24 protein-coding genes are annotated in these 25,953 nt (G+C 63.9%); 13 read left to right on the top strand and 11 right to left on the bottom strand.

Translation table 11 applies throughout. From position 1 onward, the window contains the following. Positions 1-15: 15 nt before the first annotated feature. The 6 genes from ACFVTG_RS19505 to ACFVTG_RS19480 form a co-directional block, all read right to left on the bottom strand. Positions 16-1,416 carry an MFS transporter gene (locus tag ACFVTG_RS19505; RefSeq protein ID WP_390282520.1) on the bottom strand — a complete coding sequence of 467 codons (1,401 nt, stop codon included), beginning with the start codon at positions 1,414-1,416 and terminating at the stop codon, positions 16-18. Between the two features lie 112 nt (positions 1,417-1,528). Continuing rightward, positions 1,529-1,855: a type II toxin-antitoxin system PemK/MazF family toxin gene (locus ACFVTG_RS19500; protein ID WP_390282518.1), complete on the bottom strand. Its 327-nt coding sequence runs from the start codon at positions 1,853-1,855 to the stop codon at positions 1,529-1,531. Positions 1,856-2,037: 182 nt separating this feature from the next. Beyond that, positions 2,038-2,697 carry a GntR family transcriptional regulator gene (locus ACFVTG_RS19495; RefSeq protein ID WP_284753764.1) on the bottom strand — a complete coding sequence of 220 codons (660 nt, stop codon included), beginning with the start codon at positions 2,695-2,697 and terminating at the stop codon, positions 2,038-2,040. A gap of 123 nt (positions 2,698-2,820) precedes the next feature. Then, entirely contained in the window at positions 2,821-3,828 is a 1,008-nt protein-coding gene (locus ACFVTG_RS19490) for a transketolase family protein (RefSeq protein ID WP_390282517.1), read from the bottom strand. Beyond that, positions 3,825-4,739, bottom strand: coding sequence for a transketolase (locus tag ACFVTG_RS19485; RefSeq protein WP_390282515.1), 915 nt, complete (start codon positions 4,737-4,739; stop codon positions 3,825-3,827). Before ACFVTG_RS19485 ends, ACFVTG_RS19490 begins: the two co-directional genes overlap by 4 nt. Continuing rightward, positions 4,739-6,076 carry an MFS transporter gene (locus tag ACFVTG_RS19480; protein WP_390282513.1) on the bottom strand — a complete coding sequence of 446 codons (1,338 nt, stop codon included), beginning with the start codon at positions 6,074-6,076 and terminating at the stop codon, positions 4,739-4,741. The genes ACFVTG_RS19485 and ACFVTG_RS19480 overlap by 1 nt, the downstream gene beginning before the upstream one ends. 193 nt (positions 6,077-6,269) lie before the next feature. On the opposite strand from ACFVTG_RS19480, the gene ACFVTG_RS19475 reads away from it, so the two are divergent. The 13 genes from ACFVTG_RS19475 (at position 6,270) to ACFVTG_RS19415 (ending at position 20,404) form a co-directional block, all read left to right on the top strand. Next, a complete protein-coding gene (locus tag ACFVTG_RS19475) occupies positions 6,270-7,094 on the top strand; it encodes a sugar phosphate isomerase/epimerase family protein (protein ID WP_390282511.1) in 825 nt (274 codons plus the stop codon). 29 nt (positions 7,095-7,123) lie between these two features. Further along, positions 7,124-7,900, top strand: coding sequence for an SDR family NAD(P)-dependent oxidoreductase (locus ACFVTG_RS19470; protein WP_390282508.1), 777 nt, complete (start codon positions 7,124-7,126; stop codon positions 7,898-7,900). Positions 7,901-7,933: 33 nt separating this feature from the next. Next, positions 7,934-9,664 carry a dihydroxyacetone kinase family protein gene (locus ACFVTG_RS19465; protein WP_390282507.1) on the top strand — a complete coding sequence of 577 codons (1,731 nt, stop codon included), beginning with the start codon at positions 7,934-7,936 and terminating at the stop codon, positions 9,662-9,664. Then, positions 9,661-10,140, top strand: a complete 480-nt coding sequence (locus ACFVTG_RS19460) for an RpiB/LacA/LacB family sugar-phosphate isomerase (protein ID WP_284753661.1) — start codon at positions 9,661-9,663, stop codon at positions 10,138-10,140. Before ACFVTG_RS19465 ends, ACFVTG_RS19460 begins: the two co-directional genes overlap by 4 nt. 258 nt (positions 10,141-10,398) lie before the next feature. After that, positions 10,399-11,424, top strand: a complete 1,026-nt coding sequence (locus ACFVTG_RS19455; protein WP_390282506.1) for a LacI family DNA-binding transcriptional regulator — start codon at positions 10,399-10,401, stop codon at positions 11,422-11,424. A gap of 124 nt (positions 11,425-11,548) precedes the next feature. Next, positions 11,549-12,859 (top strand): extracellular solute-binding protein, encoded by a 1,311-nt coding sequence (locus tag ACFVTG_RS19450; RefSeq protein ID WP_284753659.1) that lies wholly within the window; start codon positions 11,549-11,551, stop codon positions 12,857-12,859. A 13-nt stretch (positions 12,860-12,872) separates the two neighbouring features. Then, positions 12,873-13,835 (top strand): sugar ABC transporter permease, encoded by a 963-nt coding sequence (locus ACFVTG_RS19445; RefSeq protein WP_284753657.1) that lies wholly within the window; start codon positions 12,873-12,875, stop codon positions 13,833-13,835. A gap of 214 nt (positions 13,836-14,049) precedes the next feature. Next, entirely contained in the window at positions 14,050-14,805 is a 756-nt protein-coding gene (locus ACFVTG_RS19440; protein WP_390282582.1) for a carbohydrate ABC transporter permease, read from the top strand. Between the two features lie 5 nt (positions 14,806-14,810). Then, positions 14,811-15,893 carry a glycosidase gene (locus ACFVTG_RS19435; protein ID WP_390282505.1) on the top strand — a complete coding sequence of 361 codons (1,083 nt, stop codon included), beginning with the start codon at positions 14,811-14,813 and terminating at the stop codon, positions 15,891-15,893. Between the two features lie 55 nt (positions 15,894-15,948). Continuing rightward, positions 15,949-18,033, top strand: coding sequence for a hypothetical protein (locus tag ACFVTG_RS19430; protein WP_390282504.1), 2,085 nt, complete (start codon positions 15,949-15,951; stop codon positions 18,031-18,033). Positions 18,034-18,071: 38 nt separating this feature from the next. Continuing rightward, positions 18,072-19,151, top strand: coding sequence for a hypothetical protein (locus ACFVTG_RS19425; RefSeq protein ID WP_390282503.1), 1,080 nt, complete (start codon positions 18,072-18,074; stop codon positions 19,149-19,151). A 3-nt stretch (positions 19,152-19,154) separates the two neighbouring features. Further along, positions 19,155-20,042, top strand: coding sequence for an N-acetylglucosamine kinase (locus ACFVTG_RS19420; protein ID WP_390282501.1), 888 nt, complete (start codon positions 19,155-19,157; stop codon positions 20,040-20,042). 149 nt (positions 20,043-20,191) lie between these two features. Then, on the top strand, positions 20,192-20,404 hold the full coding sequence (locus tag ACFVTG_RS19415) for a hypothetical protein (RefSeq protein WP_284753651.1): 213 nt from the start codon (positions 20,192-20,194) through the stop codon (positions 20,402-20,404). 89 nt (positions 20,405-20,493) lie between these two features. On the opposite strand, the gene ACFVTG_RS19410 is transcribed toward ACFVTG_RS19415, so the two are convergent. From ACFVTG_RS19410 to ACFVTG_RS19390, 5 genes are read right to left on the bottom strand one after another with little or no spacing between them, the layout of a single operon-like run. Further along, positions 20,494-20,991 (bottom strand): SRPBCC domain-containing protein, encoded by a 498-nt coding sequence (locus ACFVTG_RS19410; protein WP_390282500.1) that lies wholly within the window; start codon positions 20,989-20,991, stop codon positions 20,494-20,496. A 13-nt stretch (positions 20,992-21,004) separates the two neighbouring features. Next, positions 21,005-21,337: a metalloregulator ArsR/SmtB family transcription factor gene (locus ACFVTG_RS19405; RefSeq protein WP_284753649.1), complete on the bottom strand. Its 333-nt coding sequence runs from the start codon at positions 21,335-21,337 to the stop codon at positions 21,005-21,007. 57 nt (positions 21,338-21,394) lie between these two features. Continuing rightward, a complete protein-coding gene (locus tag ACFVTG_RS19400) occupies positions 21,395-22,156 on the bottom strand; it encodes a formylglycine-generating enzyme family protein (RefSeq protein ID WP_390282581.1) in 762 nt (253 codons plus the stop codon). Between the two features lie 5 nt (positions 22,157-22,161). After that, positions 22,162-24,132: an ABC transporter ATP-binding protein gene (locus tag ACFVTG_RS19395; RefSeq protein WP_390282498.1), complete on the bottom strand. Its 1,971-nt coding sequence runs from the start codon at positions 24,130-24,132 to the stop codon at positions 22,162-22,164. Then, complete coding sequence (locus ACFVTG_RS19390) at positions 24,129-25,862, bottom strand: ABC transporter ATP-binding protein (protein WP_284753759.1); 1,734 nt, start codon at positions 25,860-25,862, stop codon at positions 24,129-24,131. The genes ACFVTG_RS19395 and ACFVTG_RS19390 overlap by 4 nt, the downstream gene beginning before the upstream one ends. Positions 25,863-25,953: the final 91 nt, after the last annotated feature.

The raw sequence follows: 25,953 nt of genomic DNA, 5'->3' as shown, positions 1-25,953 counted from the left end.
CTAGCGGGACGGCTCTTAGTCTTTGGCGGCGCCCGGTGAGTGGATGAAGAGGCTGGCGAGCGCGGTGAGGAGGAGAAGCGACGCCGCGATGATGAAGCTGGTCTGCATCCCGTGGACGAAGTTGCCGCGGTCGGCGATGAGGGCGCCGAAGACGGCGATGGCTACGGCGCCGCCCACTTGGCGGAAGGTGTTGAAGACTGCGCTTGCCGTGCCCGCCTTTTCGCTCGGCACGCTCGCGAGCACGACGGCGGTAACCTGCGGCATCGCGATCGATCCGCCGGAACCCGTGAAAATCAGGAAAGTACCGACGAGCAGCGGCGATCCCAGCGGCGCTGTGAGAAGCATGGCGGTGAGGCCCACCACCATGGACGTCAATCCGACGACCACCGGCACCCGCGTCCCGAAGCGGTTCGAGAGGGTTCCGCTGACGATGTTGCCGACGATACTGAACGCCGCCGACGGAAGGAACGTGAAACCGGCCTGAAGTGGTGTTAGCCCGAGGTGCTGTTGGAGGAAGAGACTGACGACAAAGACCGTGCCGAAGTGGCCCACCATGAACGCGAACCCCACCGAGAGCGAGATTCTCATGCCAGTGGAGCGAAACAGTTCAAGCGGCATCATCGGGTGCCGGCCGCGCGCCTGGATCAAGAGGAAAGCCGCGAGGCTTACGGCTGCCAGTATCAGGCTTCCGATGACGGGCGCCGTGCCGAAGCCTTCGGTTCCTCCCGTAATGAGGCCGTACATCAAGGCGGTCAGGGCAACGATCGCCGCGGCCTGGCCGGCCCAGTCGAATGGGGTTGGCCGTCGCGGGGACGTGGCAACGGAAGCCAGGAGCACCAGCATCGCGATGCAGACGGGAAGGTTGATGCCAAAGACGAGCCGCCAGTCCAGCGTCGTGAGAAGGCCACCGACAAGTGGGCCCACAGCTCCGGCCACGGCCCCGCCGACCGCCCAGATCCCGAGGGCATGTGCGCGGCGGCGGGGATCGGGAAACGCTTGCCGGATCAGCGCCATCGACGCCGGCAGCATGATCGATGCCGCACCTCCTTGGAGGAAACGGGCGGCAATGAGGACCCCCGACGTTGGCGCTAGTGCGCACGCGACCGACGCCACAAGGAACAGTGCGATGCCCCACCCGAGCGCCCTTTTCGCGCCGATCCGATCGGACAAGTTCCCCGCGAACAGCAGCAACGCGGCGAACATCAGCGTGTAGCCGTCGATCACCCATTGGAGGCTGGCAGTTCCGCCCCCGAGTTCCTTGCCGATGCTGGTGAGCGCGACATTGACGATCAGGATGTCGAGGGTGATGAGGAAGAACCCCAGCGACGCAATCATGAGCGTGAGCCGTGCCCGTGGCGCATCGGCCGTGGCCGAGGGAGGAACCGGAGCCGGCAAAGTGGTTTCGGGGCGAGTCATGGATTAAGGAAACAGCCCCTGGAGAAGATGAGGGAGTCTCTGTCGTGAGGGGTACTGGCAGTGACCCTCAACGGAAATGTGGCGAGCGCCGTCGGCGCCACCCGACGATGTGCTACCCGGCAAGTCCAAGGAACACTAGCAAAGCTCTTTCAATCTCTACGAGCTGTGCGGATGTCAAACGGCCGATACGGCTTTGCACGTTGGAACGCCGGACCGTCGTCAACTTGTCGATCATCACGCGGCTTTCCTGCCGCAAGCCGGACAGCTCTGAAGCTGAGACACTGACCCGAAGGAGAGGTGCGTCGATGAGGGTTGTTGTCAGAGGAAGAACCGTGACGGAATCGGTGACATCGAATCGGTCATCCTGGATCACAAGCGCCGGCCGTGGCTTGGAGGCGTAGACGCCGCCGGCCACAGTCCAAAGTTCTCCACGGTTCACTCGCCGTCCCAGGGCGCTGACACGGCCTCGATGAACTCTTGGTCATCGGAGTGGCGGTCACTGACCCGATCTCGAACTGCCATGGTATCAATGTTACATGTAACGTCACTCTGGCGACAGGTTCAGAGACGCCCTCACTCGAAGTGCCGCCACCGTGAAAGTCAGGCGCCGCCGTCGGGCGCTTAAGCGACCAGCTCCGCGGCAGCGCTGTCCATGTGCTCGAGGATGGTCTTGCGGGCCAGGGATACGTCCCCGGTCTCGATGGCGGCCACGATGTCGTGGTGACGCTCGACGCTCATGTTCTTGACGCCCTTTTCCAATCCGGCGAACATGATGGACATCCGGATGGATCCCTCCAGCGATTCCCAGGAATGGAGCAGGGTCTCGTTGCCGGTGAGGCGGCACATCGTGCGGTGGAATTCCAGATCGGACTCGATCCGTTCTTCAAGGCTTCCCTTGGTCGCGGCGGCCATGGCGTCGATGGCGGCACGCAGCGAGGTGATCACCTGTTGGCGGTCCGCCAACTCGCAGAGCGTGCGCGCGGCGAGGGACTCCAGGGCTGCCCGCACTGAGTAGATATCGCGGATTTCCTTGGCATCCAAGTGGCGGACGGAGAGCCGGCCGCGGGGTCCTGCAGACAGCAGGCCCTCTTGCTCGAGTTGCCGCAGGGCTTCCCGGAGCGTCCCGCGGCTGATCTGGAGCATGTCCGAGAGCTCAGTCTCTACGAGATGCCGTCCTGGCGCCAGCTCGCCGCTCGTAATGGCGGTGCGCAGGGCGGAGAGCGCCTGCTCGCGGAGGCTCTTCTTTTCCAGTCCCAGAAGGGGTGCTGTTGCTCCGGCCATCATGTCCGTCCTCAATGTCAGTGGTCGACTGTTTACAGTCGGTGTGTTAACTGTTGATCTTACGGCAGGAGCGCGGAACCGGCTCATGCCTGTTCCGCGCTCCCGCCTCTTTGAAGAACCGGGTCAGCCCAGTTCCGCGAGGACCTTTGCCACGATCCGCTGCACCGACAGTCCGTAGCGTTCGTGCAGGGTCGGCAGCGCACCGGCGTCGAGGAACTCGTCCGGCAGGGCAACGGGAACCACGCGCTTGCCCAGCCCGGCTGTGACCACTGCCGAGGCCACGGTTTCGAACAAGCCGCCCACCACGCTGTGGTTCTCCAGCGTGACGGCCAGGCGGTCGGTGTCCAGTTCCGCCAGGACGGTGGCGGCGTCGAACGGTTTGATGGTGGGCGCGTGCACGACGGCGACATCCACCTTGTGCGCGGCGAGCGCCTCTGCTGCCTGCAGCGCGCGCATGGTCATCAACCCGCTGGAGACAAACACGACGTCGTTGCCACCACGAAGCACCTTCGCCTTGCCGAGTTCGAAGGTGTAGTCATACTCGTCCAGCACAGTGGGGACGTTGCCGCGAAGAAGGCGCAGGTACGTAGGTCCGTCGCTGGCGGCCAGCTGCGGCACCGCCTGTTCGATGTCCACGGAGTCGCACGGATCGACGATGGTCAGATTCGGCATTCCGCGGAAGATCGCCATGTCCTCCGTGGCCTGGTGGCTGGGGCCGTAGCCCGTGGTCAGGCCCGGGAGGCCGCCCACGATGTTCACGTTCAGGTTCGGCTCGGCGATGTCGAGGCAGAGGAAATCGTAGGCCCGGCGCGCGGCGAACACGGAATAGGTTGAGGCAAACGGAATCAAACCTGTCTCGGCCAAGCCTGCCGCCGCACCGAAGAGCAACTGCTCGGCCATGCCCATCTGGAAAAACCGCTCCGGGAACGCCTTCGCGAAGATATGCATGTCCGTGTATTTGCCCAGGTCGGCGGTGAGTCCGACGATTCGCGGGTCAGCCTCGGCGGCCTTCACCAACGCATGGCCGAAAGGCGCCGACGAAGTCTTCTGGCCCGGGTCCGCGAAGGACGCGATCATGGCCGACGTTTTCAGCCTGGGTGCTGCGCCTTTCAAAGCGGTGACGGTGCTCATCGGCCGGCCCTCCCGTTGGATCCTGCGGTCAGTTGCTCGCGGCAGAGCTGCCATTCGTGTTCTTCGATGCGCATGAAGTGCGCCTTTTCACGTTCTTCGAGCAGCGGCACTCCGCGCCCCACCTTCGTGTCGCACAAGATGACGGAAGGACGTCCGACGGCGGCGGCCTGGGCGGCTGCGTTGTCGAACGCCGCCAGCAACGCACCGACGTCGTTCCCGTCCACCCGCTGCGTGTACCAGCCGAAAGCTTCCCACTTCTCCGTCACGGGTTCGGTCCGGAGGACCGTGTCGGTCTTACCGTCCGCCTGCAGGGCGTTGATGTCCACCATGGCAGTGAGGTTCCCCAACTGATGGTGGTGCGCGCCCATGGCGGCTTCCCACGTGGATCCTTCGTCGAGTTCTCCGTCGGAGAGGAAGTTGTACACCCTCGCACTGGAGCCCTCTCCCGATGGAGCGCGATGCCGGAGGCCAAGGGCAATTCCTACAGCGATGGAGAGCCCGTGGCCAAGCGACCCTCCGGAGATTTCCATGCCGGGCGTGTACGTCGACATCCCGGACATGGGCAGGCGGGAATCGTCCGAGCCGTAGCTTTCGAGTTCCTCCACGGGAATGATCCCAGCCTCGGCCAGCGCTGCGTAGTGGCCGATTGCATAGTGGCCCGTGGAAAGCAGGAAGCGGTCCCGGCCCTCCCACTCGGGGTCATTGGCGCGGTAGCGGAGCTGGTCCGCATAGACGGCGGCGAGCATGTCCGCCGCTCCTAGCGCCTGGCCAACGTAGCCCTGGCCCTGGACTTCGCCCATGTTGAGGGCGTGGTGCCTGATCCGATTGGCGGCTGCAGCTACGCGTTCAATGCGTTCCGTCACGGTCTTTCCGACCCGTCCTGCCGTATTTTGTTCCTGCGCCACAGTCATTAGACATTCACCGACTGGGGAGTGCTTTTGGTGGCCTCATCGGCCAACTGGCGCTCCCGCTTGCCCCAGGTTTCACGGGTAGCCAAAGCCGCCCAGAGGCCGATGGCCGCGTACAGGCCGAAGAGCAATGCCGGGCCCATCCATCCCATGGCGACGAAGAGCAGCGTGGTGATGAAGGGTGTAAAGCCGGAGACCATTGCCGAGGTCTGGTAGGCCAGCGAAGCGCCGGAGGCGCGGGTCTTGGCCTGGAACAGCTCGGGGAACCAGGCGCCCTGGGCGCCGGCAAGGGAGTTCTGGCAGACGCCATAGGAGACGGCGATCGTGGCAATGATGAAGATGAACAAGCCGGTGTTGACCAGCAGGAACATCGGGATGGCAAACAGCACGGCGAAGGCGCAGGACCAGATGTAGACGGGACGCCGTCCGATCCTGTCCGTGAGCCGCGCCCAGGCCTGGGTTGCGAAGATGCCGATGGCGGAAGCGATGCAGAGGGCCACCAGGGTTTGGGTCTTATCTGCCAAGTGCTGGCTGTTCAGGTAGGAAATCATGTACGTGATGGAGACGGCGTAGCCTGCGGTCTCGGCGATACGGAGGCCGATGCCCTTGACGATGTTGCGCCAATCGGTCTTCAGGACCTCCACGATGGGCGACTTCACGATGGCCCCGCTGTCCTTGACCTCGTCGAAGACGGGAGATTCGGGGACCTTGGAGCGGATGATCAGGCCTACGACGACCAAGACGATGCTGGCGAGGAACGGGATGCGCCAGGCGAGTTCGCCGCCGAGCTGGACGCTGACAAGGAAAACCAGGTTGGCCAGCAGCAGGCCCACGGGGAATCCGGCCTGGACGATGCCCGTGTACTTCCCCTTCTTCTTCCATGGAGCGTGCTCATAGCTCATCAGGATGGCGCCACCCCATTCGGCTCCGAAGGCCAGGCCCTGGACGATGCGGACGAACACCAGCAGCGCCGGAGCCAACAGGCCCACCTGGGTGTAGGTGGGAAGAAGGCCGATCAGGAAGGTGGCCACGCCCATCAGGATGAGGGAAGCGACGAGGACGGGCTTGCGTCCCAGCTTGTCGCCGAGGTGGCCGCCGATGATGCCGCCGATGGGACGGGCCGCGAAGCCGACGCCGAGGGTCGCGAAAGCGGCGAGGGTGCCGGTTACGGGATCACCCGTGGGGAAGAACGCCGTTCCGAAGTACAGGGCAGCCGCGGTGCCGAAGCCGATGAAGTCATAAGTTTCGATGACCGCGCCGACGCCGGAGCCGATGGCGACGCGTCTGGCGTCCTTGGTTCCATGGACCGGACCGCGCATGGTCAGAGCTTCTTTGCTCATTGGTGAATCCCTTTCGAAGAGCGACTGAGGCTAGGCGCTTCAGCACTGTCGACTGTTAACACATGATACGCCAGTGTGACCTGCATCATCCGTTTCTGTCAACAGTCAACTTCAAGGGTTGACTGTTAACAGTTAACCTAGCTACTGTGGTTCCCATCACTACTGCCTTCGGGCACGACTGGAGGAAACGAAGATGTTCAACTCCCGACTCGGTTGCTCGTCCATCAGCTTCCGGCACCAGGATCTGCCCACCGCCCTGCGCACCATCGGCGGTTTGGGCTTTGAGGAGATCGACCTCGGCGCGCTGCCGGGTGTCTGCGATCACGTTCCCTATGAGCTTGATTCCGACGCCGTCGCGGCCGTGACCGCGGAGGTCGCCGCCTCAGGGTTGCGGGTCCGTTCGGTCAACGGCGACATAGGAGACCTCAACGCAGTGCTCGACGCCGGCCAGCGCGCCGCCCGCGAAAGTCACCTTGACGCACTCCTCACCCTCACGGCCAACACCGGAGCGAAGGCCTTGGTCCTCCCGTGCGGAACGTTGTCCCGCGATCCGGTCCGCGGCCTCGACGAGGACCTGGACACCATCGCAGCCCAACTCATCGGTGCCGGACAGCGCGCGGCGGAGTTCGGCGTCGAACTCTGGACCGAATCCCTGCATTTCCTCCGGTTCTGCTGGAGCCTGGAGCGCGCCGAACAGCTAGCGGCGCGGCTGGCGGGCTCCGGCGTCGGGATTGTCATGGACTTCAGCCACATCGTCGCCGCGGGCGAAGAACCGCTGCAATACATCGAACGCCATCGCGGCCGGATAGCACATGTCCACTTGCGGGACGCGGTTCCGGGCAACATCAACCTCAGCATCGGAAACGGCCAGGCGGACTTCGCCGCCGGACTCAGCTCGCTCGCAGCCACCGGCTACAGCGGCCATTTCTCGCTCGAGCTCGAAACCCGCGACGTCACCCACGACGAACGACCGGCGGCGGCCGCCAAAGCCGCCAGCTTCATCACAGACCTCATCTGACTTTCACAACAACAAACCCAAGGAGCATCATGACCACCACCATCCAGCGCACCGCCGTCCTCACCGGGGCAACCTCGGACCGGGGCATCGGCATCACCACCGCACGCCGCTACGCCAACGCCGGCTGGGCCGTGGTGATCCTGGACCTCGACGGCGAGAAGTCCGCCAAGGTCGCAGCGGAAATCGGCAACCAGTTCAACGTCCCCGCGTTCGGCTACGAGATCGACGTCGCCAACGAAGCTTCCGTCAACGCGGCCTACAAAGTAGTCGCCGCCGAGATCAGCGCAGGCAACCTCCCCGCCGTCGGCGCCCTCGCCAACATCGCGGGCATCACCTCGCCCGTGCCGTTCCTCGAAACCACGCTGGAACTGTGGCACAAGGTCATGGACGTGAACGCCACCGGCACCTACCTGGTGACCAAGGCCTTCCTGCCGGACATGATCGCCAACGGCTGGGGCCGCATCGTGAACATGTCTTCGGTCTCCGCCCAGCGTGGCGGCGGCGTGTTCGGCAAGGTCCCCTACTCCGCCGCGAAGGCCGCCATCCTGGGCTTCACCAAGGCGCTGGCGCGCGAAATCGGCGCCACCGGCGTCACCGTGAACGCCATTACTCCGGGCGCCGTTGACACCAACATCCGCGTCGGCAGCACCGATGAGCAGGAAGCCGCCATCAACGCCGGCATCCCCCTGGGCCGCAACGCCACCACGGAGGAAGTCGCCGCCGTCATCACGTTCCTCTCTTCCGAGGAATCCGCCTACCTCACAGGAACCACCATCGACATCAACGGTGGAAGCCACATCCACTAGCAACCCCCGCATCCGTAGCCGAAAGAGCCCACGATGACCAAAATCTTCAACGATCCCGCCGATTTCGCAGACGAAGCCCTCGCCGGCTTCTGCGACCTCCACTCCGGCCTGGTGCGCCAGGTTCCCGGCGGCGCAGTTCGCCGCCGTCGTCCCGAGCAGCCCAAGGTGGCCGTCCTGGCCGGCGGCGGATCCGGCCACTACCCGGCATTCGCCGGACTCATCGGTGCTGGACTGGCCGACGGCGCCGTCGTGGGCAACATCTTCACCTCGCCGTCCGCCCAACAGGCCTACTCCGTGGCCAAGGCTGCAGATTCCGGCGCCGGCGTGGTGTTCACCTACGGCAACTACGCCGGAGACGTCCTGAACTTCGGCATGGCCAGCGAGCGCTTGGCTGCGGAAGGCATCGCCGTCGAAAACGTGCTGGTGACGGACGACATCGCGAGCGCGCCGCCGTCGGAATCGGCCAAACGCCGCGGCATCGCGGGCGACTTCACGGTCTTCAAGATCATGGGCGCCGCCGCCGAAGCGGGAGCCGGACTGGCCGACGTCGTGCGCCTGGGCCGGAAAGCCAATAACCTGACCCGTACCATCGGCAGCGCATTCCACGGCTGCACCTTCCCCGGCGCCGACACGCCGCTGTTCACGCTCAAGGACAAGCAGATGGGACTTGGCCTGGGCATCCACGGCGAGCCCGGATTGTTCGACACCGACCTTCCGCCGGCCAAGGAACTCGGCCAGGAACTCGTCGCTCGGCTACTGGCAGAGACCCCGCACGGAGCGGGAAACCGCCTCGCCGTCATCCTCAACGGACTCGGCTCCACCAAGCACGAGGAACTCTTCGTCCTGTGGCTGACGGTGGCCCCGTTGCTGCGCGCAGCCGGTTACACCTTGGTCATGCCGGAGGCGGGCGAACTGGTCACGAGCCTGGACATGTCCGGCGTTTCCCTCACCATCACGTGGCTGGACGATGAACTCGAGCCGCTCTGGACGGCACCCGCCGAAACACCCGCTTACCGGCGCGGCAACGCCACCCTTGCCGGCGGTTTGCTTTCGGAGGAGGCGTACGACGGCGGCGCTGAGGCTATCGCTTTCGCGGCCACCCTGGACTCGCGCGACTATGCCGCGAACTGCGCGGCCGCGCTTGAGGCCGCGCGGAAAGCACTGCACGACGCCGAATCGCACCTCGGCGACATGGACGCGGTAGCGGGCGACGGCGACCACGGCCGCGGGATGGTCCGCGGCATCGATGCCGCCACTGCGGCAGCGTGTGCTGCTTTGGCCAATGGCGCCGGAGCCGGCGATATGTTGGGAGCCGCAGGCGACGCTTGGGCGGACAAAGCCGGCGGAACGTCGGGCGTGCTGTGGGGCGCAGGGCTCCGGGCATTCGGCGAATCCCTTGGCAATGACGAGGCGCCGGAACCGGCTGAACTTGCCGCTGCCGTGACAGCGTTCGCTGCGCGGATCACTGACCTGGGCAAGGCCGAGATCGGTGACAAAACCATGGTGGATGCACTGCTCCCCTTCGCCGAAACCTTCAGCGAGCGCGTCTCCGAAGGCATCCTTCCGGAGCTTGCCTGGGCTGAAGCTGCCGCAGCGGCCACTTTGGCTGCGCAATCCACCGCCTCGCTCCGTCCCCTCAAGGGGCGGGCCCGTCCGCTCGCGGAGAAGAGCGTGGGCACCGCCGACCCTGGAGCTACCTCGTTGGCGATGATCTTCACGGTCATGGGCCCGCATCTTGTGAGCGCTGGGAAGGTCGCGGCATGACCACGAAAGGTTTCCGACTCATCCTGGGTGCCGACGAAGCAGGCGTGGACTACAAAGACCGGATCATGGCAGACCTGCGGGACGATCCGCGGATCAGCGAAATCATCGACATCGGCGTCAACCGCGGCGACTCCTTGGAAGACTTCACCACTCCCTACCCGTACGTCGGGATCAAGGCGGGAGAACTCATCCGGGACGGCCATGCAGACCGGGCCATCCTGTTCTGCGGCACCGGAATCGGCGTGGCCATCGCGGCGAACAAAGTGGACGGAATCCGCGCCACCACGGCCCACGATTCCTTCTCCGTCGAGCGATCCATCCTGTCCAACGATTGCCAGGTGCTCACGATGGGCCAGCGCGTAGTCGGGGTGGAACTGGCCAGCAGGCTGGCACGGGAATGGCTCGGCTATGCCTTCGACCCGGCCTCGGCGTCGGCCGACAAAGTGAAGGTGCTCACGGACTTCGAGGGCTGCTGATTCCCGTCCCCGCGTTCCCCACTGACTCGCAGTTGTTGTCGTTATGAGCCCTCATAACGACAACAACTGCGAGTCAGTTGGGTTATACCGGCCGCCAGTGCCGTCTGAGCGATCGCCAGCGTCGTCGACTGCCTGGAAACGACGCGCAAATACCCATCAATTTCTCGTTTGCCCTTGACAAGAGTTCTCTGAACCGGTTCAGTAGAGATAACAAAACCGGTTCAGTGACCCCAATCACCAAGTGGCAATGAGGCAAACATGACAGTGACCATCAACGACGTTGCGCAGGCAGCCGGCGTGAGCAAGGGTGCCGTCTCGTACGCGTTGAATGGGCAGCCCGGCGTCAGTGATGACACCCGGGAGCGCATTCTCAGGGTAGCCAGGGAACTGGGGTGGAAGCCGAATCTTCGCGCCAAGAGCCTGTCGTCCGCCAAAGCCTTCGCCGTGGGGCTCGTGGTGGCAAGGGATCCCAGGCTTTTGGGAACGGACCCCTTCTTCCCCGCGTTCATCGCCGGGATCGAGACCACCCTCGTTGAGCACGAATACGCGCTGGTCCTCACGGTCGCCGCCAGCGCCGAAGCTGAGGAACTGGGCTATCGGAAGCTGGCTGCCGACAGCCGCGTGGACGGCGTCATCCTTACGGACATGAGGGTTGACGACTCCCGGATCGCTTTGTTGACGAGCCTGAAGATTCCGGCCGTCACCCTCAACCGGCCTGAAACCCCCTCGCCGTTCCCTGCCGTCTGCATGGACGATACGGAAGGCATAGCGGCCGCCGTCGAGCACCTCGTTTCCCTGGGACACACCAGAATCGGGCACGTGGGCGGACCGCAGAGTTACATCCACGGCCGAAGCCGGCGGTTGGCTTGGCAAAACGCCATGTCGAAAGCCGGGCTCGAAGCCGGTTCCTTCATTGAAGCCGACTTCACCGCAGCCGGCGGATTGGCTGCTACCGCGGAGCTGCTTCGCTCGCCCAAGCGACCCACTGCGATCATCTACGCGAACGATCTGATGGCCACTGCCGGACAGTCCTACGCCCAGTCCCTCGGACTGGCTGTTCCCGACGATCTATCCATCACGGGCTACGACGACACCGAGCTCGCGACATATCTCAACCCTCCGTTGACAACTGTTCCCGCCGATCCACTGCTCTGGGGGCGGGTTGCCGCCCAGCAGTTGCTGAGCCTCCTCGGCGGAGCCCCGGCTGAAGACGTCTATCTGCCATCGCCAAAACTGGTAGTCCGTGCATCCACCGGGCCGGCCCCCAGCATGCCGACAAACTAGCCGCCTCAGACGTCCAGCCTGACTATTACCGATTTACCCGCAATTGGGTGGGGCTATTTGCCATTCCCGTTTGAAGGCAATGCCGCCACCGCATTTTCTGTTTTTACCCGCAAAAGGAGTTGCAATGAAGCACGGAAAAATCAGTTCGAGAGTCCTCTCCCTTACCGCTATTGCCGTTATCGGAGCCGGCCTGGCAGCATGCGGTGGAGGCGCCTCCAGCAGCACAGCTTCTGGAGCGAACTCCGCCACCACGGCCAAGGGACCCATCAAGATCTGGTACTCCAACAACGAGTTCGAGGTGAAGTGGGGCAAGGACATGGTGGCTTCATGGAACGCTGCCCACCCTGACCAGCAAGTCGATGCGCAGGAAATCCCCGCTGGCAAGAGCTCCGAAGAGGTCATCGGGGCAGCAATCACTGCCGGCAACGCTCCCTGCCTGGTCTTCAACACTGCCCCGGTAGCTGTTCCGCAGTTCCAGAAGCAGGGTGGCCTGGTCCCGCTGGACTCTTTCCCGGACGGCGCCCAGTACATCAAGGACCGTACCGGCGACCTCGCCAATCAGTACAAGTCCTCCGACGGCAAGACGTACCAGCTTCCGTGGAAGTCCAACCCGGTGGTCCTCTTCTACAACAAGGACGTCTTCGCGAAGGCCGGCCTGGACCCGGAAAAGCCCAAGCTTGCCACGCAGTCCGAGTTCCTGGACACTGCCCGCACCCTCGTGAAGTCCGGCGCAGTCGCGAACGCCGTGTGGCCTTCGCCCACGAGCGATTTCTACCAGCCCTGGTTCGACTTCTACCCGTTCTATGCCGCCAATTCGGGTGGCACCACGCTGCTCAAGGATGGCAAGTCCACCTTTGACAGCGATCAAGGCAAGCAGGTCGCCACCATGTTCCAGACGCTCTACAAGGAGAACCTGGCATCCAAGGAAGCGTACAAGGGTGACTCCTTCGCTGATGGCAAGGCCGGCATGTCCCTCGCCGGCCCCTGGGCAGTCGCGGCTTACAAGGGCAAGGTGAACTGGGGCACGGTCCCGGTCCCGGGTACTCAAGCCCAGACCGACGGCTCCACCTTCTCCGACGCCAAGAACATCGCCATGTACTCCTCGTGCAAGAACCAAGGCACCGCGTGGGAGGTCATGAAGTTCGCCACCAGCAAGGAACAAGACGGCAAGCTCCTCTCCGGAACCGGCCAGATGCCGATGCGCAAGGACTTGGCCACCACCTACGCGGACTACTTCAACCAGAACCCGGCCTACAAGACCTTCGCCGACGAAGCCGCGCGGACCGTGGAAGTCCCCAACGTCTCCAACTCAGTCCAGATCTGGCAGACCTTCCGTGACGCCTGGAGCAAGTCCGTGATCTTCGGCAACCAGAGCATCGACGACGCCTTCAAGGGTGCATCTGACAAGATCAACCAACTGGCAGCCCAGAAGTAGCAGGCGAATCCCCATGTCACTTCGCTCAGCTGGGGGTCCCGCCACGGGAGACACTGCCGGGCGGACCGTGGACCAGCGGCAGGCGCCCAGGAAACGCAAGAACTTCCTGGGCCGCCAGCCATTGGGACTGCTGTTCAGCGCCCCCTACGTCATCTTCGTCCTTGCGGTGCTGGCCTATCCGCTTGGGTACGCCGTCTACATTTCCTTCCACCAATTCTTCTTCACTGCTCCGGGCGTCCAGGTTGACCGTCCCTTCGTGGGGTTGGACAACTACATCAGCGTCCTGTCCGATCCCGAAGTACAGCGTTCCTTCGCCAATATCGGCGTCTTCCTGATCATCAACGTGCCGCTGACCGTGGGCCTGTCCCTGGTCCTGGCCAACGCCTTGAACCGCGTCACCCGGCTCAAGACCTTCTTCCGGGTCAGCTACTACGTCCCATACGTCACGGCGAGCGTCGCCGTCGTCGGGGTCTGGCTTTTCCTGTTCCAGCAGGACGGGCTGGTCAACTCCATTCTGGGGCCGCTGGCCCCGAACCCCTCGTGGTTGACGAACTCCTGGCTGGCAATGCCGACCGTCGCTTTGTACGTGACGTGGAAGCAATTGGGGTTCTTCATCCTGCTCTACCTGGCCGCCCTTCAAAACATCCCGGACGAGCTCTACGAGTCGGCCTCGGTGGACGGCGGGAACAAATGGGTCCAGTTCTGGAACATCACCGTTCCGGGAGTGCGCTCGGCCAGCGTATTGGTGACGCTGCTCGCCACCATCACAGGAGCGAACCTGTTCACTGAGCCCTATCTGCTCACGGGCGGAGGCGGACCGGACGGAGCCTCGACGTCGCCCGTGTTCCTCATGTACCAGAAGGGAATCCTGCAGGGGAATCCCGATGTGGCAGCAGCGCTGGGCGTGGTGCTGGTGATCGGCGTGTTGCTGATCGCCTTGATCCAGAAACGCCTCGTAGGCGGGAAGGAGGACTAACGTGTCGATTTTCAATAAAGCGCCTCTCAGGAACGACGACGACGCCCGCCGGCCTGGTGCCGGCGCTCACGAAGGAGCGACTTCCGAAGCCCCGGCACACGTAGCGCCGGCCTCCCGCAAGGGCAGTTCCGTGGCGAAGCGAAAGAACCTCGGCGTGGGCAGCTTCGTGTTGCTGGCACTAGGAGCGTTCGTCTTCCTGTTCCCGTTCTACTACATGTTCATCGGCTCGCTGCAGACCTCCCCGGACACTTCAGTGGCCGGCGCGTTCCCAAGCCCGGCAAACATCACCGGCGAGAACTACAGCAACATCAACAACTCGATCGACCTGCTGAAAGGCCTGGTCAACTCGGGTATCTTCACCGGTGGCGTCATTTTCTTCACCGTGGTTTTCGGGCTCCTGGTGGGCTACGCGCTCGCCCAGATGCAATTCCGCGGCAAGGGGTTTGTCTTCGGGATGATGCTGCTGGTGCAGATGATTCCGTTCCAGCTCCTGCTCATCCCGCTGTACGTCATGATCGTCCGGGACTACGGCCTCGCGGACACGTACCTGGGCATGATCCTGCCGTTCGCGATCAATTCGACCGCGGTGTTCGTCTTCCGTCAGTACTTCATGCAGCTGCCCTCCACCTTGTTCGAAGCCGCCCGCATCGACGGAGCCAGCGAGCTGAGGATCCTCTGGCAGATCGCGATCCCCCTGGTCCGGCCCGCCATCGTCACGGCAGTCCTGCTGACTTTCATCGGTCCGTGGAATGAGTTCCTGTGGCCGTTCCTCGTCACCAAGGACCAAGCCATTCAACCGCTCGCCGTCTCCCTGGCGAACTACATCTCGAACATTGCCGCCACGGCATCCAACCCGTTCGGCGCCATCCTTGCCGGTGCCTGCGTCCTCGCGGCCCCCGCCGTCGCGCTGTTCATCTTCTTCCAGCGCCAATTCATTTCCACCAATATCGGTTCAAGCGTAAAGGGCTAAGCTCTATGACTTCCCCAACTTCAGCACTCCCCACCGTCCCCTTCACCCTCACCCGCGCCGGCGTCATCATGACTCCGGAGGACGGGAACGAGTTCGAAGCCGAAGGCGTCCTCAACCCGGCCAGCGGCCGCGGACCCGACGGTGAGCTGTACCTCCTGCCGCGCCTCGTGGCGAAAGGCAACGTCTCCCGCGTCGGGCTCGCCAAGGTGATCATCGACGACGACGGCGTGCCGTCCGGCGTCGAACGCCAGGGCGTCGTCCTGGCACCGGACGAAGGATGGGAAAGGGGCCTCAACAACGCGGGAACGGAAGATCCCCGCATCACCTGGGTGCCGTCCCTCGGCCGCCACCTCATGACCTATGTTGCGTACGGACCGCTGGGCCCCCGCCTGGCCTTCGCCCATTCCGAAGACCTGCGCACGTGGGACCGCCTGGGGCCTTGCCACTTCGAGTATCAGGCCGACCTGTCCATGGACTTGAACTTGTTCGCCAACAAGGATGCCGTGTTCTTCCCGGAACCAGTCAACGATCCCGACGGCGTTCCCTCCTACGCTTTGCTGCACCGCCCCATGTGGGACCTCGGTTGGATCCGCGAGGGCGAAGGCGAGCACCTGCCGGCCGGCCTCGATGACAACCGCCCCGGCATTTGGATTTCCTACGTCGCAGTTGCCGACGTCGAAAAGGACATCCGCAACCTCGTCCACATGCGCAAGCACAAGCTCGTCGCCCTGAGCGAGTTCCCCTTCGAAGAACTCAAGATCGGCGGCGGACCGGCACCGATCCGGGTCGACGAGGGCTGGCTCCTGATCTACCACGGCGTCTCCGGATCGATGGAAAAGTCCGCCTTCGACCACCAGCAGAACGTCAACTACACCGCCGCTGCGATGATCCTCGACAGTGACGATCCCTCGATCGTGATCGCCCGCAGTGACAAGCCGCTCCTGGCACCGGAAACGGAGGACGAGATCTCCGGCATCGTCCCCAACGTCGTTTTCCCGACGGCAATAGAGAAGATCGGCGAGCAGCTGTTCGTCTTCTATGGCATGGCTGATTCGAAGATCGGCGTGGCGCGCCTGGACCGCGCCTAAAAGCAGTACCGCGCCCGGCAGTCCAGCCCCTCTTCCACGCCCCTAGGAGTTAGACATGACACCTCCCCTTGTTTATGCACGGCTGAAATCCGCCCCGGTGGCAGTTGTTGCAACGCTGTCGATGCTCCTGGCCGGGGCAGGCGTGGCCTCAGCGACGCAGCCGGTTCCGGCCACGGCGTCTCAGGCGCAAGCTGCTGCGTCGCAGGCGCCGTTGACCAATCTTTCCCACCTGAATTTCCTGCTGGACACGGTTCCCCTGCACGCCGTGGATGGCCACACGACGTACCAGATCGGCGAACACCCAGCAGCACAAGCACCGTGGACGTACGCCAACAAGAATGCCGACGGCAGCTACACGCGGGTAGGCGGAGGTTCCAAGGACCCTGTCACAGGCAACTGGAGCCAGGGGGCCTTCAACGCGGACGACGTTGCGCGCACCGCCGTCGTCTACTTGCGTCATTGGCAGCAGACCGGCGACGCCTCGAGCCGCACCCGTGCCTTCGACGTGCTGCGCGAGCTGACGTATTTGCAGACAACTTCCGGCCCCAATGCCGGCAACGTGGTCTTGTGGCAGCAAGCCGATGGCGCACTGACGCCGAGCGCCAAGCCTGTGGAACTTCCCGACCCCAGCGATTCAGCCGAGTCCTACTGGCTTGCCCGGACCGTGTGGGCGCTGGGCGAAGGGTATGCGGCGTTCAAGTCCGCCGATCCCCAGTTCGCCGCGTTCCTGCAGTCCAGGCTGGACCTCGCCGTCGGGTCCCTGAACAAGCAGTCGCTCGCCAAGTACGGGAAGTACGACGTTGCCGACGGCGCCAAGGTCCCTGCCTGGCTCATCACCGGAGGGGCGGATGCCTCGGCGGAAGCCGTGCTCGGACTCTCCGCCTACTCAAAGGCCGCGCCCGACGACGGCGCTGCCGCCACCGCGCTGAGCCAGCTCACCGAGGGTATCGCCGGGATGTCCTCGGGATCGGTTCAGCAGTGGCCCTTTGGCGCGATTCTTCCGTGGAACCAGTCCCGGACCCTGTGGCACGCTTGGGGCGGAATGGCCGCGGCCGCCGTCGCGAACGCGTCACCATTGCTGCATCGCCCTGATCTGCTGACGGCCGCGGTGAAGGACTCCGCCCAGTTCACGCCGCAGCTCCTCGCCGCGGGCGGACCGGATAATGCCTGGAGCCCGACCCCGGGTGAGGCGCAGATAGCCTACGGCGTGGACTCGCGGGTTGAAGGACTCGTGGCGACCGCCAAAGCCGCGAATGCTCCCGGCCTGCTGGACGTCGCGGCGGTTGCTGCCGGCTGGTACTTCGGTGCCAACCGCAGTGGAAAGCCTGCGTACAACCCGGCAACAGGCACAGCGATCGACGGCATCGAAACCGACGGCCGCGTCAACCCCAACTCCGGGGCGGAATCCACCATCCACACGTTGTTGTCCATGCTCGCCTTGGACGCCGATCCGGAGCTCAAGGCCAAGGCCCTAGGGATCAGCAGCACGGTGGGGACGGACGGACTCATGGTGGCCGAAGCCGAATCCGGAACCATCACCGGCGGCGCAGTGGTCAAACCTGCCTCCTCATGGACTGGTGAAGCGAACTGGTCCGGCGGTGCATACGTCGTCCTCAACGCGGGCGGTACCCTGACGATCCCGGTCCCGGTTTCGGACCAGGCACGGAACGCGTACCCGATCGTGAACCAGCGCCCAGAAGCCGCCGGCACGACGTCGTGGACGTCCGGGAGCACTTTCCTCGGCACCACGCCCAACGGTGGCGCCGGAGAGCAAGGCATCACGGCAGCTCCGGGCAAGCTCTTCCCGTTCTCCCTTGACCACGCGATGCCGGCCGGCCAGGACAGCCTGACCGCCAAGGCCGGAAGCGATGTGTCGATCGACGGTGTGCTGCTGCAGCCGCAGATCTCCTCGGTTTCCGTCTCCGGCTCCGGAGGCCAATCGACCCTGTACATCAGCGCGGCCCCGGGAAACATCGACCGAAAAGTGGACATGCCCCCAGGGTTCCATGTGAGCCAGCAAGCCTTTGACGCTTCAGGCCAGCCCGTCGCACCAGGTCCTGACCAGAACGGCGCAGACCACTCCGGCCGCGTCACTGTAGCCCCGGGTGGCTTCACCTGGGTGACCCTGGTCCGCAACTAGTCCCCACCGGCTCCCAGCCTTCGCAACAGGAAGAACCCATGCAGAAAATCACTAAAGAAGCCTTGCTCCACAGCTACGAGGGAGCGCTCACGTTCAGCAATCCGCTGACCGACACCATTTCCACCGACCAGTTCTCCGCCGAGTATCCTGAGCACCCGGAATGGGCCGTTGGCCCGTTCCACAAGGACGATTCCCTGACGTTCCGGCAAGTCCAGGACTGGGCCGATCCAACCGGCATCGGCTGGACCGCGGATTCGATCTTCAATCCCTCCGTGATGGAGCGCGACGGCAAGCTCTACCTCTTCTACCGCGCATCACCGCGCAAGGAATCGGTCTCGAGCCGCATCGGCGTCGCCGTCTACGATCCCGAAACCGGTTGGCAGGACAGCCCGTCCAATCCGGTGATCTACCCCACCCAGGACAATGAGATCCTTGGCTGCGAAGATCCCAAGGTGTACCAGGCCAATGGCCGCTACTACATGTTTTACAACGGGATCTGGACGATCGACCGCAGCGAGGAGCAGTCTGGCCAGGACCCGGATGTCTATCCCCTTGGCGATGTCGGCTGCGACATCAATGTCGCGGTGTCCGACGATTTGATCCATTGGGAAAAGCTCGGCTTGGCCGTCCCTTACGAGGTTTCGCGGTTCTGGGCCAAGGGGGCCGTCATCCCCAGGAACGCCCAGGGCGACGCCGTCAAGATCGGCGGGCACTACCTGATGTATCTGTCCGAGGGCTGCGGCGGGACCACGCACGTGGGACGGTCCACAGACATGGTGAATTGGACGTTTGAGCCGCAGGAGTATCTGGACCTCGGGCCGCTGGGCGGCTCTTTGCACGAAGTGGCTTGCGCCATTGTCGACGACGGCGGCAGCACCGGGAGCGGCGGCGGCAAGCTAGTGCTGGACTTCTTCTACGATGATGCAGACGGCCAGTTCTCCGCTGCGCAGGCACTCTACGACGTGGACAAACCGTTCACCCAGAAGGCGATGCACAGGGGAGGCTCACTGGCTTGGGGCGGCCTGCTCAAGTTCGACGGAACGTGGATGTTCGCCCAAGGCTGGGATGCCCCTTCGGGATCGCGGGAGATGTACTTCTACCGGGCAGACCAGGGCTAAGCAGTGACACACCCCAGTACGATCGGCGCAGTTGTAGGTTTGGACATCGGAGGTTCAAAGACGCGCGGCATCAAATGGTTGGATGGCACTGCCGTTGCCGATACTGCCGGCGGCAGCGCCAATGTCCAGAACGTAAGCCGGACCCAGGCCCGCAGCAACCTGGAGGGCGTCTTTGCCACCCTCCGCGCTGAGTCCGTTGCGCGCGTGGTGGTTGGTTCCGGAGGGATCGACACCGCCGAAGATGCGAACGCACTGGCGGAACTGATCCAGCCATTGGCTCCCGACGCCGTCGTCTCCGTTGTCCATGACACGCGCCTTCTGCTGGCTGCCGCAGGTTGCAGCACCGGAATCGCCGTAATCGCCGGCACTGGATCCGCGGCCTGGGGTACTAACGGCGAGGACGAGGCGCGTGCGGGCGGCTGGGGTTACTTGCTTGGCGACGAAGGCAGCGGTTACTGGTTCGGTCGTGAGGCGGTGAAGTACAGCCTCGAGCGCATGAACAACGGGCTGCGCCCCGACGAACTGACGAAAGCGCTTGTGAAATCTTGTGGACTCCTCGGCCCGGAGGGTTTGATTGCCCTTTTCCACGGCGACACCGGGCGCGAATATTGGGCTTCCAAATCACCGATTGTCTTTGAGTGCGCGGCCTCGGGGCATGCCGCCTCCTTGGACATGATCCTCCAGGCAGGCGCCGATCTTGCCTCGTTGGCAGCAAAATGCGCTGAGCAACTGAACATCGAGGGGCCCATTGTCCTCGGCGGTGGCCTCGGCATGAACCAGCCCCCTTTGCAGACAGCCATGCGTATAGCCCTTGCCACTCGAGGCCTCGACACTCTGCAGGTCCTCACCCGGGACCCCGTCTTCGGCGCATTGCACCTTGCATCCCACTAGACACCGCTGTGATGAGTCTCACTAGCAACAAACGCCGTTCTGGCTTGAGCCGCCATCGCCTCACTGTGCACTATGGAAAGGCTTGTACGGCGGCTTTCGCACTGGCGCGATAGCCGGATATCCGGATTCATGAATGGAAGCACTGAACAATGACGTTTGAAACTGCCGACTCCGTAACCCTGAAGATTTGGGACCGCTCAACCACCCACCACACGCTGGACGCGCTGGTGCACGACTTCTCGGTGCGCCACAACACCCCCAAGGCCAGCATCGCGGTTACCTGCAGCGGGCCGAACACCTTCACTGTCAGCCTGAACGGCGGCGCGGCCAAGGCCACCGCCTTCGACGCACACTCCCTGTAACAGCGCCCTTTCGGACGCAAAGCGACGACGACGGCGGGAGTCACCTCCCGCCGTCGTTCGCTGTTCCGGGCCAGTCCGAAAGGGAAGGGTCAGGCGCGGGAGTGCTCGGAAATGAGCGCGTCGATCTGGCCGGCCGCCTCCTGCATTCCCTCTTCCATTCCCATGTCGATCATCTTCTTCATCTGTTCTTCTGATTCAAAGATGGACAGGATGGTCATGCGGGTGCGGTCGCCTATCTCCTCGATGGTCACGATCGCGTGGCCGGCACCAATGTCCTCGACGGGAGCGCCATTTTCGTCGGCAAAACCGTCGTCGAACTCCAGCCGGGTCGGAGCTTGGACGGACGTGATGCGCCACCAGCCGCGGGGCTTCTCGCCGTCGGGACCGGTCATGTAATAGCTGACCCTCCCGCCCGGCTCGAACTCGAACTGCTCGAACGTGGCTGGCCAGGTGGGTGGACCCCACCAGCGCTCGAGCTGGCGCGGGTTTTCCCAGATTTGCCAGACCTGTTCGGGGCTGGCATCGAACTCAGCGACGAGGGTCAAGGTCAACGCTTCGGGATTCTTGGTGGAACTGATGACCGTCATTGCGGAAGCCTTCCTATTTTTCGGCGAGGATGTCTGCGATCCGCTCGACGCGCTGCCGCCAGATCGCCTCGTACTCATCGAGCAGCTGGCGGGCTTTTTGCAAGCCATCATGGTTGCCCCGCACGATCTGCTCCCTTCCGCGCTTCTCCTTCGTTATGAGGGACGCGCGTTCCAACACCGCCACGTGTTTCTGGACAGCGGCGAAACTCATGGCGTAGAGAGCGGCCAAGCCGGACACTGAGTACTCCCCGATAGTCACTCGTCGGACGATATCCCGGCGCGTGGCATCGGCAAGTGCCTGGAACAGGCGGTCAAGTTCGGTTTCACTGAGCTGATCTACAACCATTTGGTTGTAGGATATGCCGACGGCGGAGGGGAGTCAATGGGCATAGGTATATCGCCCTTAGTCGAACTTCAGCGGAGTCCAACCGAACGGAATCGGGCCGCGCACTTTGGCCCGGCTCCTGTCGGCTTCGTCCGACCAACCCTGCCCAGAGCTTGCGGCTGGAATGCCCGTTGCGCCACGTGCCACCCGGAATCCAACGTCTTCCAGGACGGCATCCGGAGCGCTGCCCCGCCGTACCGACCCACGCACGTTCCAGTCTTCGTCAGCCCAGCCACCACCACGGAATGTCCTGTAGTCGCCGTATCTCGCCGGATCCGCGTAGTCCCAGCACCACTCCCAGACGTTGCCGAGCATGTCGTAGGCGCCGAACTCGTTGGGAGCCTTTAACGCGACGCCGGCGGGTGCGGACAAGCCGTCCTTCGCGGTCCATGCAATCTCGTTGAGCGGACCATAGTGCGGACCCGAGGACCCGGCGCGGCAGGCGTATTCCCATTCCGCCTCGGTGGGCAGCCGGTAGCCGTTGGCCGCGACGTTCCATTCGACGTTTCGTCCGGTGCGGGCGTATGCCGGGCTGAGACCCTCCGCTCCCGAGGCCGCGTTGCACCAATCGATGGCCTCAAGCCAGGTGACACCGTGTGCCGGCGCGTTTGGAGAATGACCAGGGCTGGGGTCGCGCTTGACACCGGCAAACTCGGCCCGAGTAACCGCCGTCCTTCCAATTTCAAAGCCCACCAGGTCCACCGAGTTGGTGCTGCCACTGCGCGCATCGCGGAGTTCAATCCGGCCACCAGGCAGGCTGAGGAGCTCTGGCGGGTTGATGAGCCTCAGACCTCCGCCACCGGCGCCGCGAACTGGGCTTCGTAGAGCCGCGAGTACGCGCCACCAGCAGCCAACAGCTCCGTATGGGTTCCCTGCTCTACGATCTGGCCGGACTCCATCACCAGGATGAGGTTGGCGTCGCGGATCGTGGAGAGGCGGTGTGCGATCACGAAGCTCGTCCGGTCGGAACGCAGGGCGTTCATGGCTTTCTGAACCAGGACCTCGGTCCGGGTGTCCACGGAGCTCGTGGCCTCGTCCAAGATCAGGACTGACGGACGGGCCAGGAACGCCCGGGCGATGGTGAGCAGCTGCTTCTCACCGGCGGAAACGTTGCTGCCCTCGTCGTCGAGCACTGTGTCGTAGCCCTCCGGGAGGGAGTGCACGAAGCGATCCACGTACGTTGCTTGGGCGGCTTCCAGGATCTCGGCTTCGGTAGCTTCGGGCCGTCCGTAGGCGATGTTGTCCCGGATGGTGCCGCCGAACAGCCACGTATCTTGGAGCACCATGCCCATCCGCGAGCGCAGTTCGTAGCGCGACATCGAGGCGACGTCCACGCCGTCGAGCGTTATCCGCCCCGCGTCCAGCTCGTAGAAGCGCATCATCAGGTTCACCAGGGTGGTCTTGCCCGCCCCGGTAGGCCCGACGATCGCCACGGACTGTCCGGGCTCGGCCACCAGGCTCAGATTCTGGATCAACGGCTTGTCTGGCGAGTAGGAGAAGGAAATGTTCTCGAACACGAGTCGTCCGCGCGTCACCTCGGGAACAGCTGAAGGCTCAGGATCAGCGCTTTGCTCCTCGGTATCGAGGAGCGCGAAGACGCGCTCGGCGGACGCGACGCCGGACTGGAGCAGATTGGCCATCGAGCCGAGCTGGGCCAAGGGCTGCGTGAACTGCCGGGAGTACTGGATGAAGGCCTGGACATCGCCCAACTGCATGGCGCCGGAGGCCACCTGCAAGCCGCCCACCACTGCAATCCCGACATAGACCAGGTTGCCGATGAATGTCAGTGCCGGCATGATCAAGCCGCTGATGAACTGGGCGCCGAAGCTGGCCGAGAACAGCTCTGCGTTCTTCTCGCGGAAGCGCTCCTCCACTTCGCGCTGGCGGCCGAACACCTTCACGAGCGCGTGGCCGGTGTAGGTCTCTTCGATCTGGCCGTTCAGCTCGCCGGTGTTCTTCCACTGGGCCACGAACAGCTTCTGCGAGCGCTTGGCAATCAGCACGGTGGTCACCAGCGTCAACGGCACGGTGACCAAGGTGATAAACGCCAGAATCGGCGAGAGCAGGAACATCATGAAGATGACGCCGGCCACCGTGAGCAGGGACGTGACCGCCTGGCTGATGGACTGTTGGAGGCTTTGCGAAATGTTGTCGACGTCGTTGGTCACGCGGCTGAGCAGCTCGCCGCGCTGCACCGAATCGAAATAGCGCAGCGGAAGCCGGTTGATCTTCGCTTCGATCTGCTCGCGGAGCCGGTACACGGTCCGCTGCACGACGCCGTTGAGCACGTAGGCCTGAATCCAGCCGAACGCTGAGGCCAGGACATACAAGACCAGCACCCACAGCAGGATCGAGGACAACGCCCCGAAGTCGATGCCGACGCCGGGAGTCAGGTCCATGCCCTTCAACATGTCCGCTTTGGAGCCTTGGCCGGAAGCGCGCAGCCCGTCGATGACCTGTTGCTTGCTCACCCCGGCGGGAAGCTGCTTGGACACGACGCCGGCGAAGATCAAGTTGGTGCCCTCGCCCAGCAGCCGGGGGCCGATCACGGACAGGGTCACGCTGGCCACGGCGAGGAAGAGGACCAGGGTCAGCCACAAGCGCTCGGGCCGCAGTGTGCCCAGGAGCCGCTTGGCCGAGGGCAGGAAGTTCATGGCCTTTTCGGCCGGGATACTCATTCCCGCGAAGGGTCCGCCGCGGCCTGGTCCCATCGGGGGACGCTGCGGGCGGTTGGCGGTGCCTGCTGTGCCGCTCATGCCGCCTCCTCCGCTGCCAGTTGCGAGGAAACTATCTCGCGGTACGTTTCTGAAGCCTCCAACAACTCTTCGTGGGTTCCGCGCCCCACGAGCCGCCCGTCGTCGAGCACCAGAATCTGCTCAGCGTCGGCGATGCTGGACACCCGCTGCGCAATGATGACCATGGTGGCGCCGGAAGTGTGGCGCTTGAGCGCCTGGCGGAGCCTGGCGTCGGTGGCGGTGTCCAAGGAAGAGAAGGAGTCGTCGAAGATGTAGAGCTCGGGTTGCTTCACGAGTGCCCGGGCGATGGCGAGGCGCTGCCGCTGGCCGCCGGAAACATTGGTGCCGCCCTGCGAGATCGGAGCGTCAAGCCCACCCTCCATTTCCTCGACGAAGTCCTGGGCCTGTGCGATGGAGAGCGCCCGCCAAAGTTCTTCCTCTGTGGCGTCGGGCTTGCCGTAGAGCAGGTTGCTTCGGACGGTGCCGGAGAACAGATAGGGCTTTTGCGGGACCAGCCCGATGTGCCCCCACAAGAGGTCCGGGTGAAGTTCGCGGACGTCGACGTCGTCGATCCGCACCGAGCCGCTGCTCGCGTCGAAGAGCCGCGGCAGCAGGTTCACCAAGGTGGTCTTGCCCGCGCCCGTGCTGCCGATGATAGCCGTTGTCTGGCCTGCGCGTGCCCGGAAGCTGATGCCGCTGAGGACCGGCTGCTCGGCACCCGGGTAGGCGAATCCGACGTCGCGCAATTCAAGCTCGCCGCGGCCGGCAGTCTCGGTCACCGGGTTCTCGGGAGGCCGCACGCTCGATTGGGTCTCCAGCACTTGTCCAATGCGGTCCGCCGAAACGGCCGCACGAGGAATCATGACGGCCATGAACGTGGCCATCATGACGGACATGAGGATCTGCATGAGGTAGCTCAGGAAGGCGATCAAGGTGCCCACCTGCATGGACCCGTCGTCGATCCGGAAAGATCCGAACCAGATCACGGCCACGCTGGAGACGTTGAGCACCAGCATCACCACGGGGAACATGAGGGCCATGAGCCGCCCGGCCCGAAGCGCCATCTCGGTGACGTCCTGGTTGGCCGAGGCGAAGCGTTCCGTCTCCATGTCCTCGCGCACGAACGCGCGCACAACGCGGATGCCGGCGAGCTGTTCGCGGAGCACCCGGTTCACGGTGTCGATCCGGACCTGCATCTTGCGGAACAGCGGTACCATCCGGCTCACAATGAGGCCCACCGCAACGAGCAGCACGGGGACGCTCACGGCAATCAGCCAGGACAACTGCGCATCCTGACGGACAGCCATGATGACGCCGCCGATGCTGAGCATGGGCGCCGCAACCATGAGGGTGCAGGACATCAGGACGAGCTGCTGGACCTGCTGCACATCGTTGGTGGAGCGCGTGATCAGCGAGGGCGCACCGAAGCGGGTGACCTCCTGCTCGGAGAACTCCCCCACCCTCGTAAAAATAGCGCCGCGCAGGTCCCGCCCCAAGCCCATGGCGGCTTTTGCGCCGAAGTACACGGCCGTGATCGAACAGGCGATCTGCAGGAGGGTGATGAGCAACATGAGGCTGCCTGTCCCCAGGATGTACCCGGTATCCCCCTTGGCCACGCCTTCGTCAATGATGTCGGCATTCAGCGTGGGCAAATACAGGGAAGCTATCGACTGCGCCAACTGGAAAATGACGACGGCGATCAGCAGCCGCCGATGTGGCCGCAGGTACTGAACGAGAAGTTTCCAGAGCATCGTTCTCCAACTCACGTAGTGATTCGAAGGCCAGTCTACGACTGGTTGCTGGGGGCAACTAGAGCTTTCCCTCAGGGCGAAGTGCGGCGGG

The sequence above is a fragment of the Arthrobacter sp. NPDC058127 genome (assembly GCF_042884555.1).
Taxonomy (GTDB): domain Bacteria; phylum Actinomycetota; class Actinomycetes; order Actinomycetales; family Micrococcaceae; genus Arthrobacter.
This window is presented reverse-complemented; position numbering and strand designations above follow the sequence as displayed.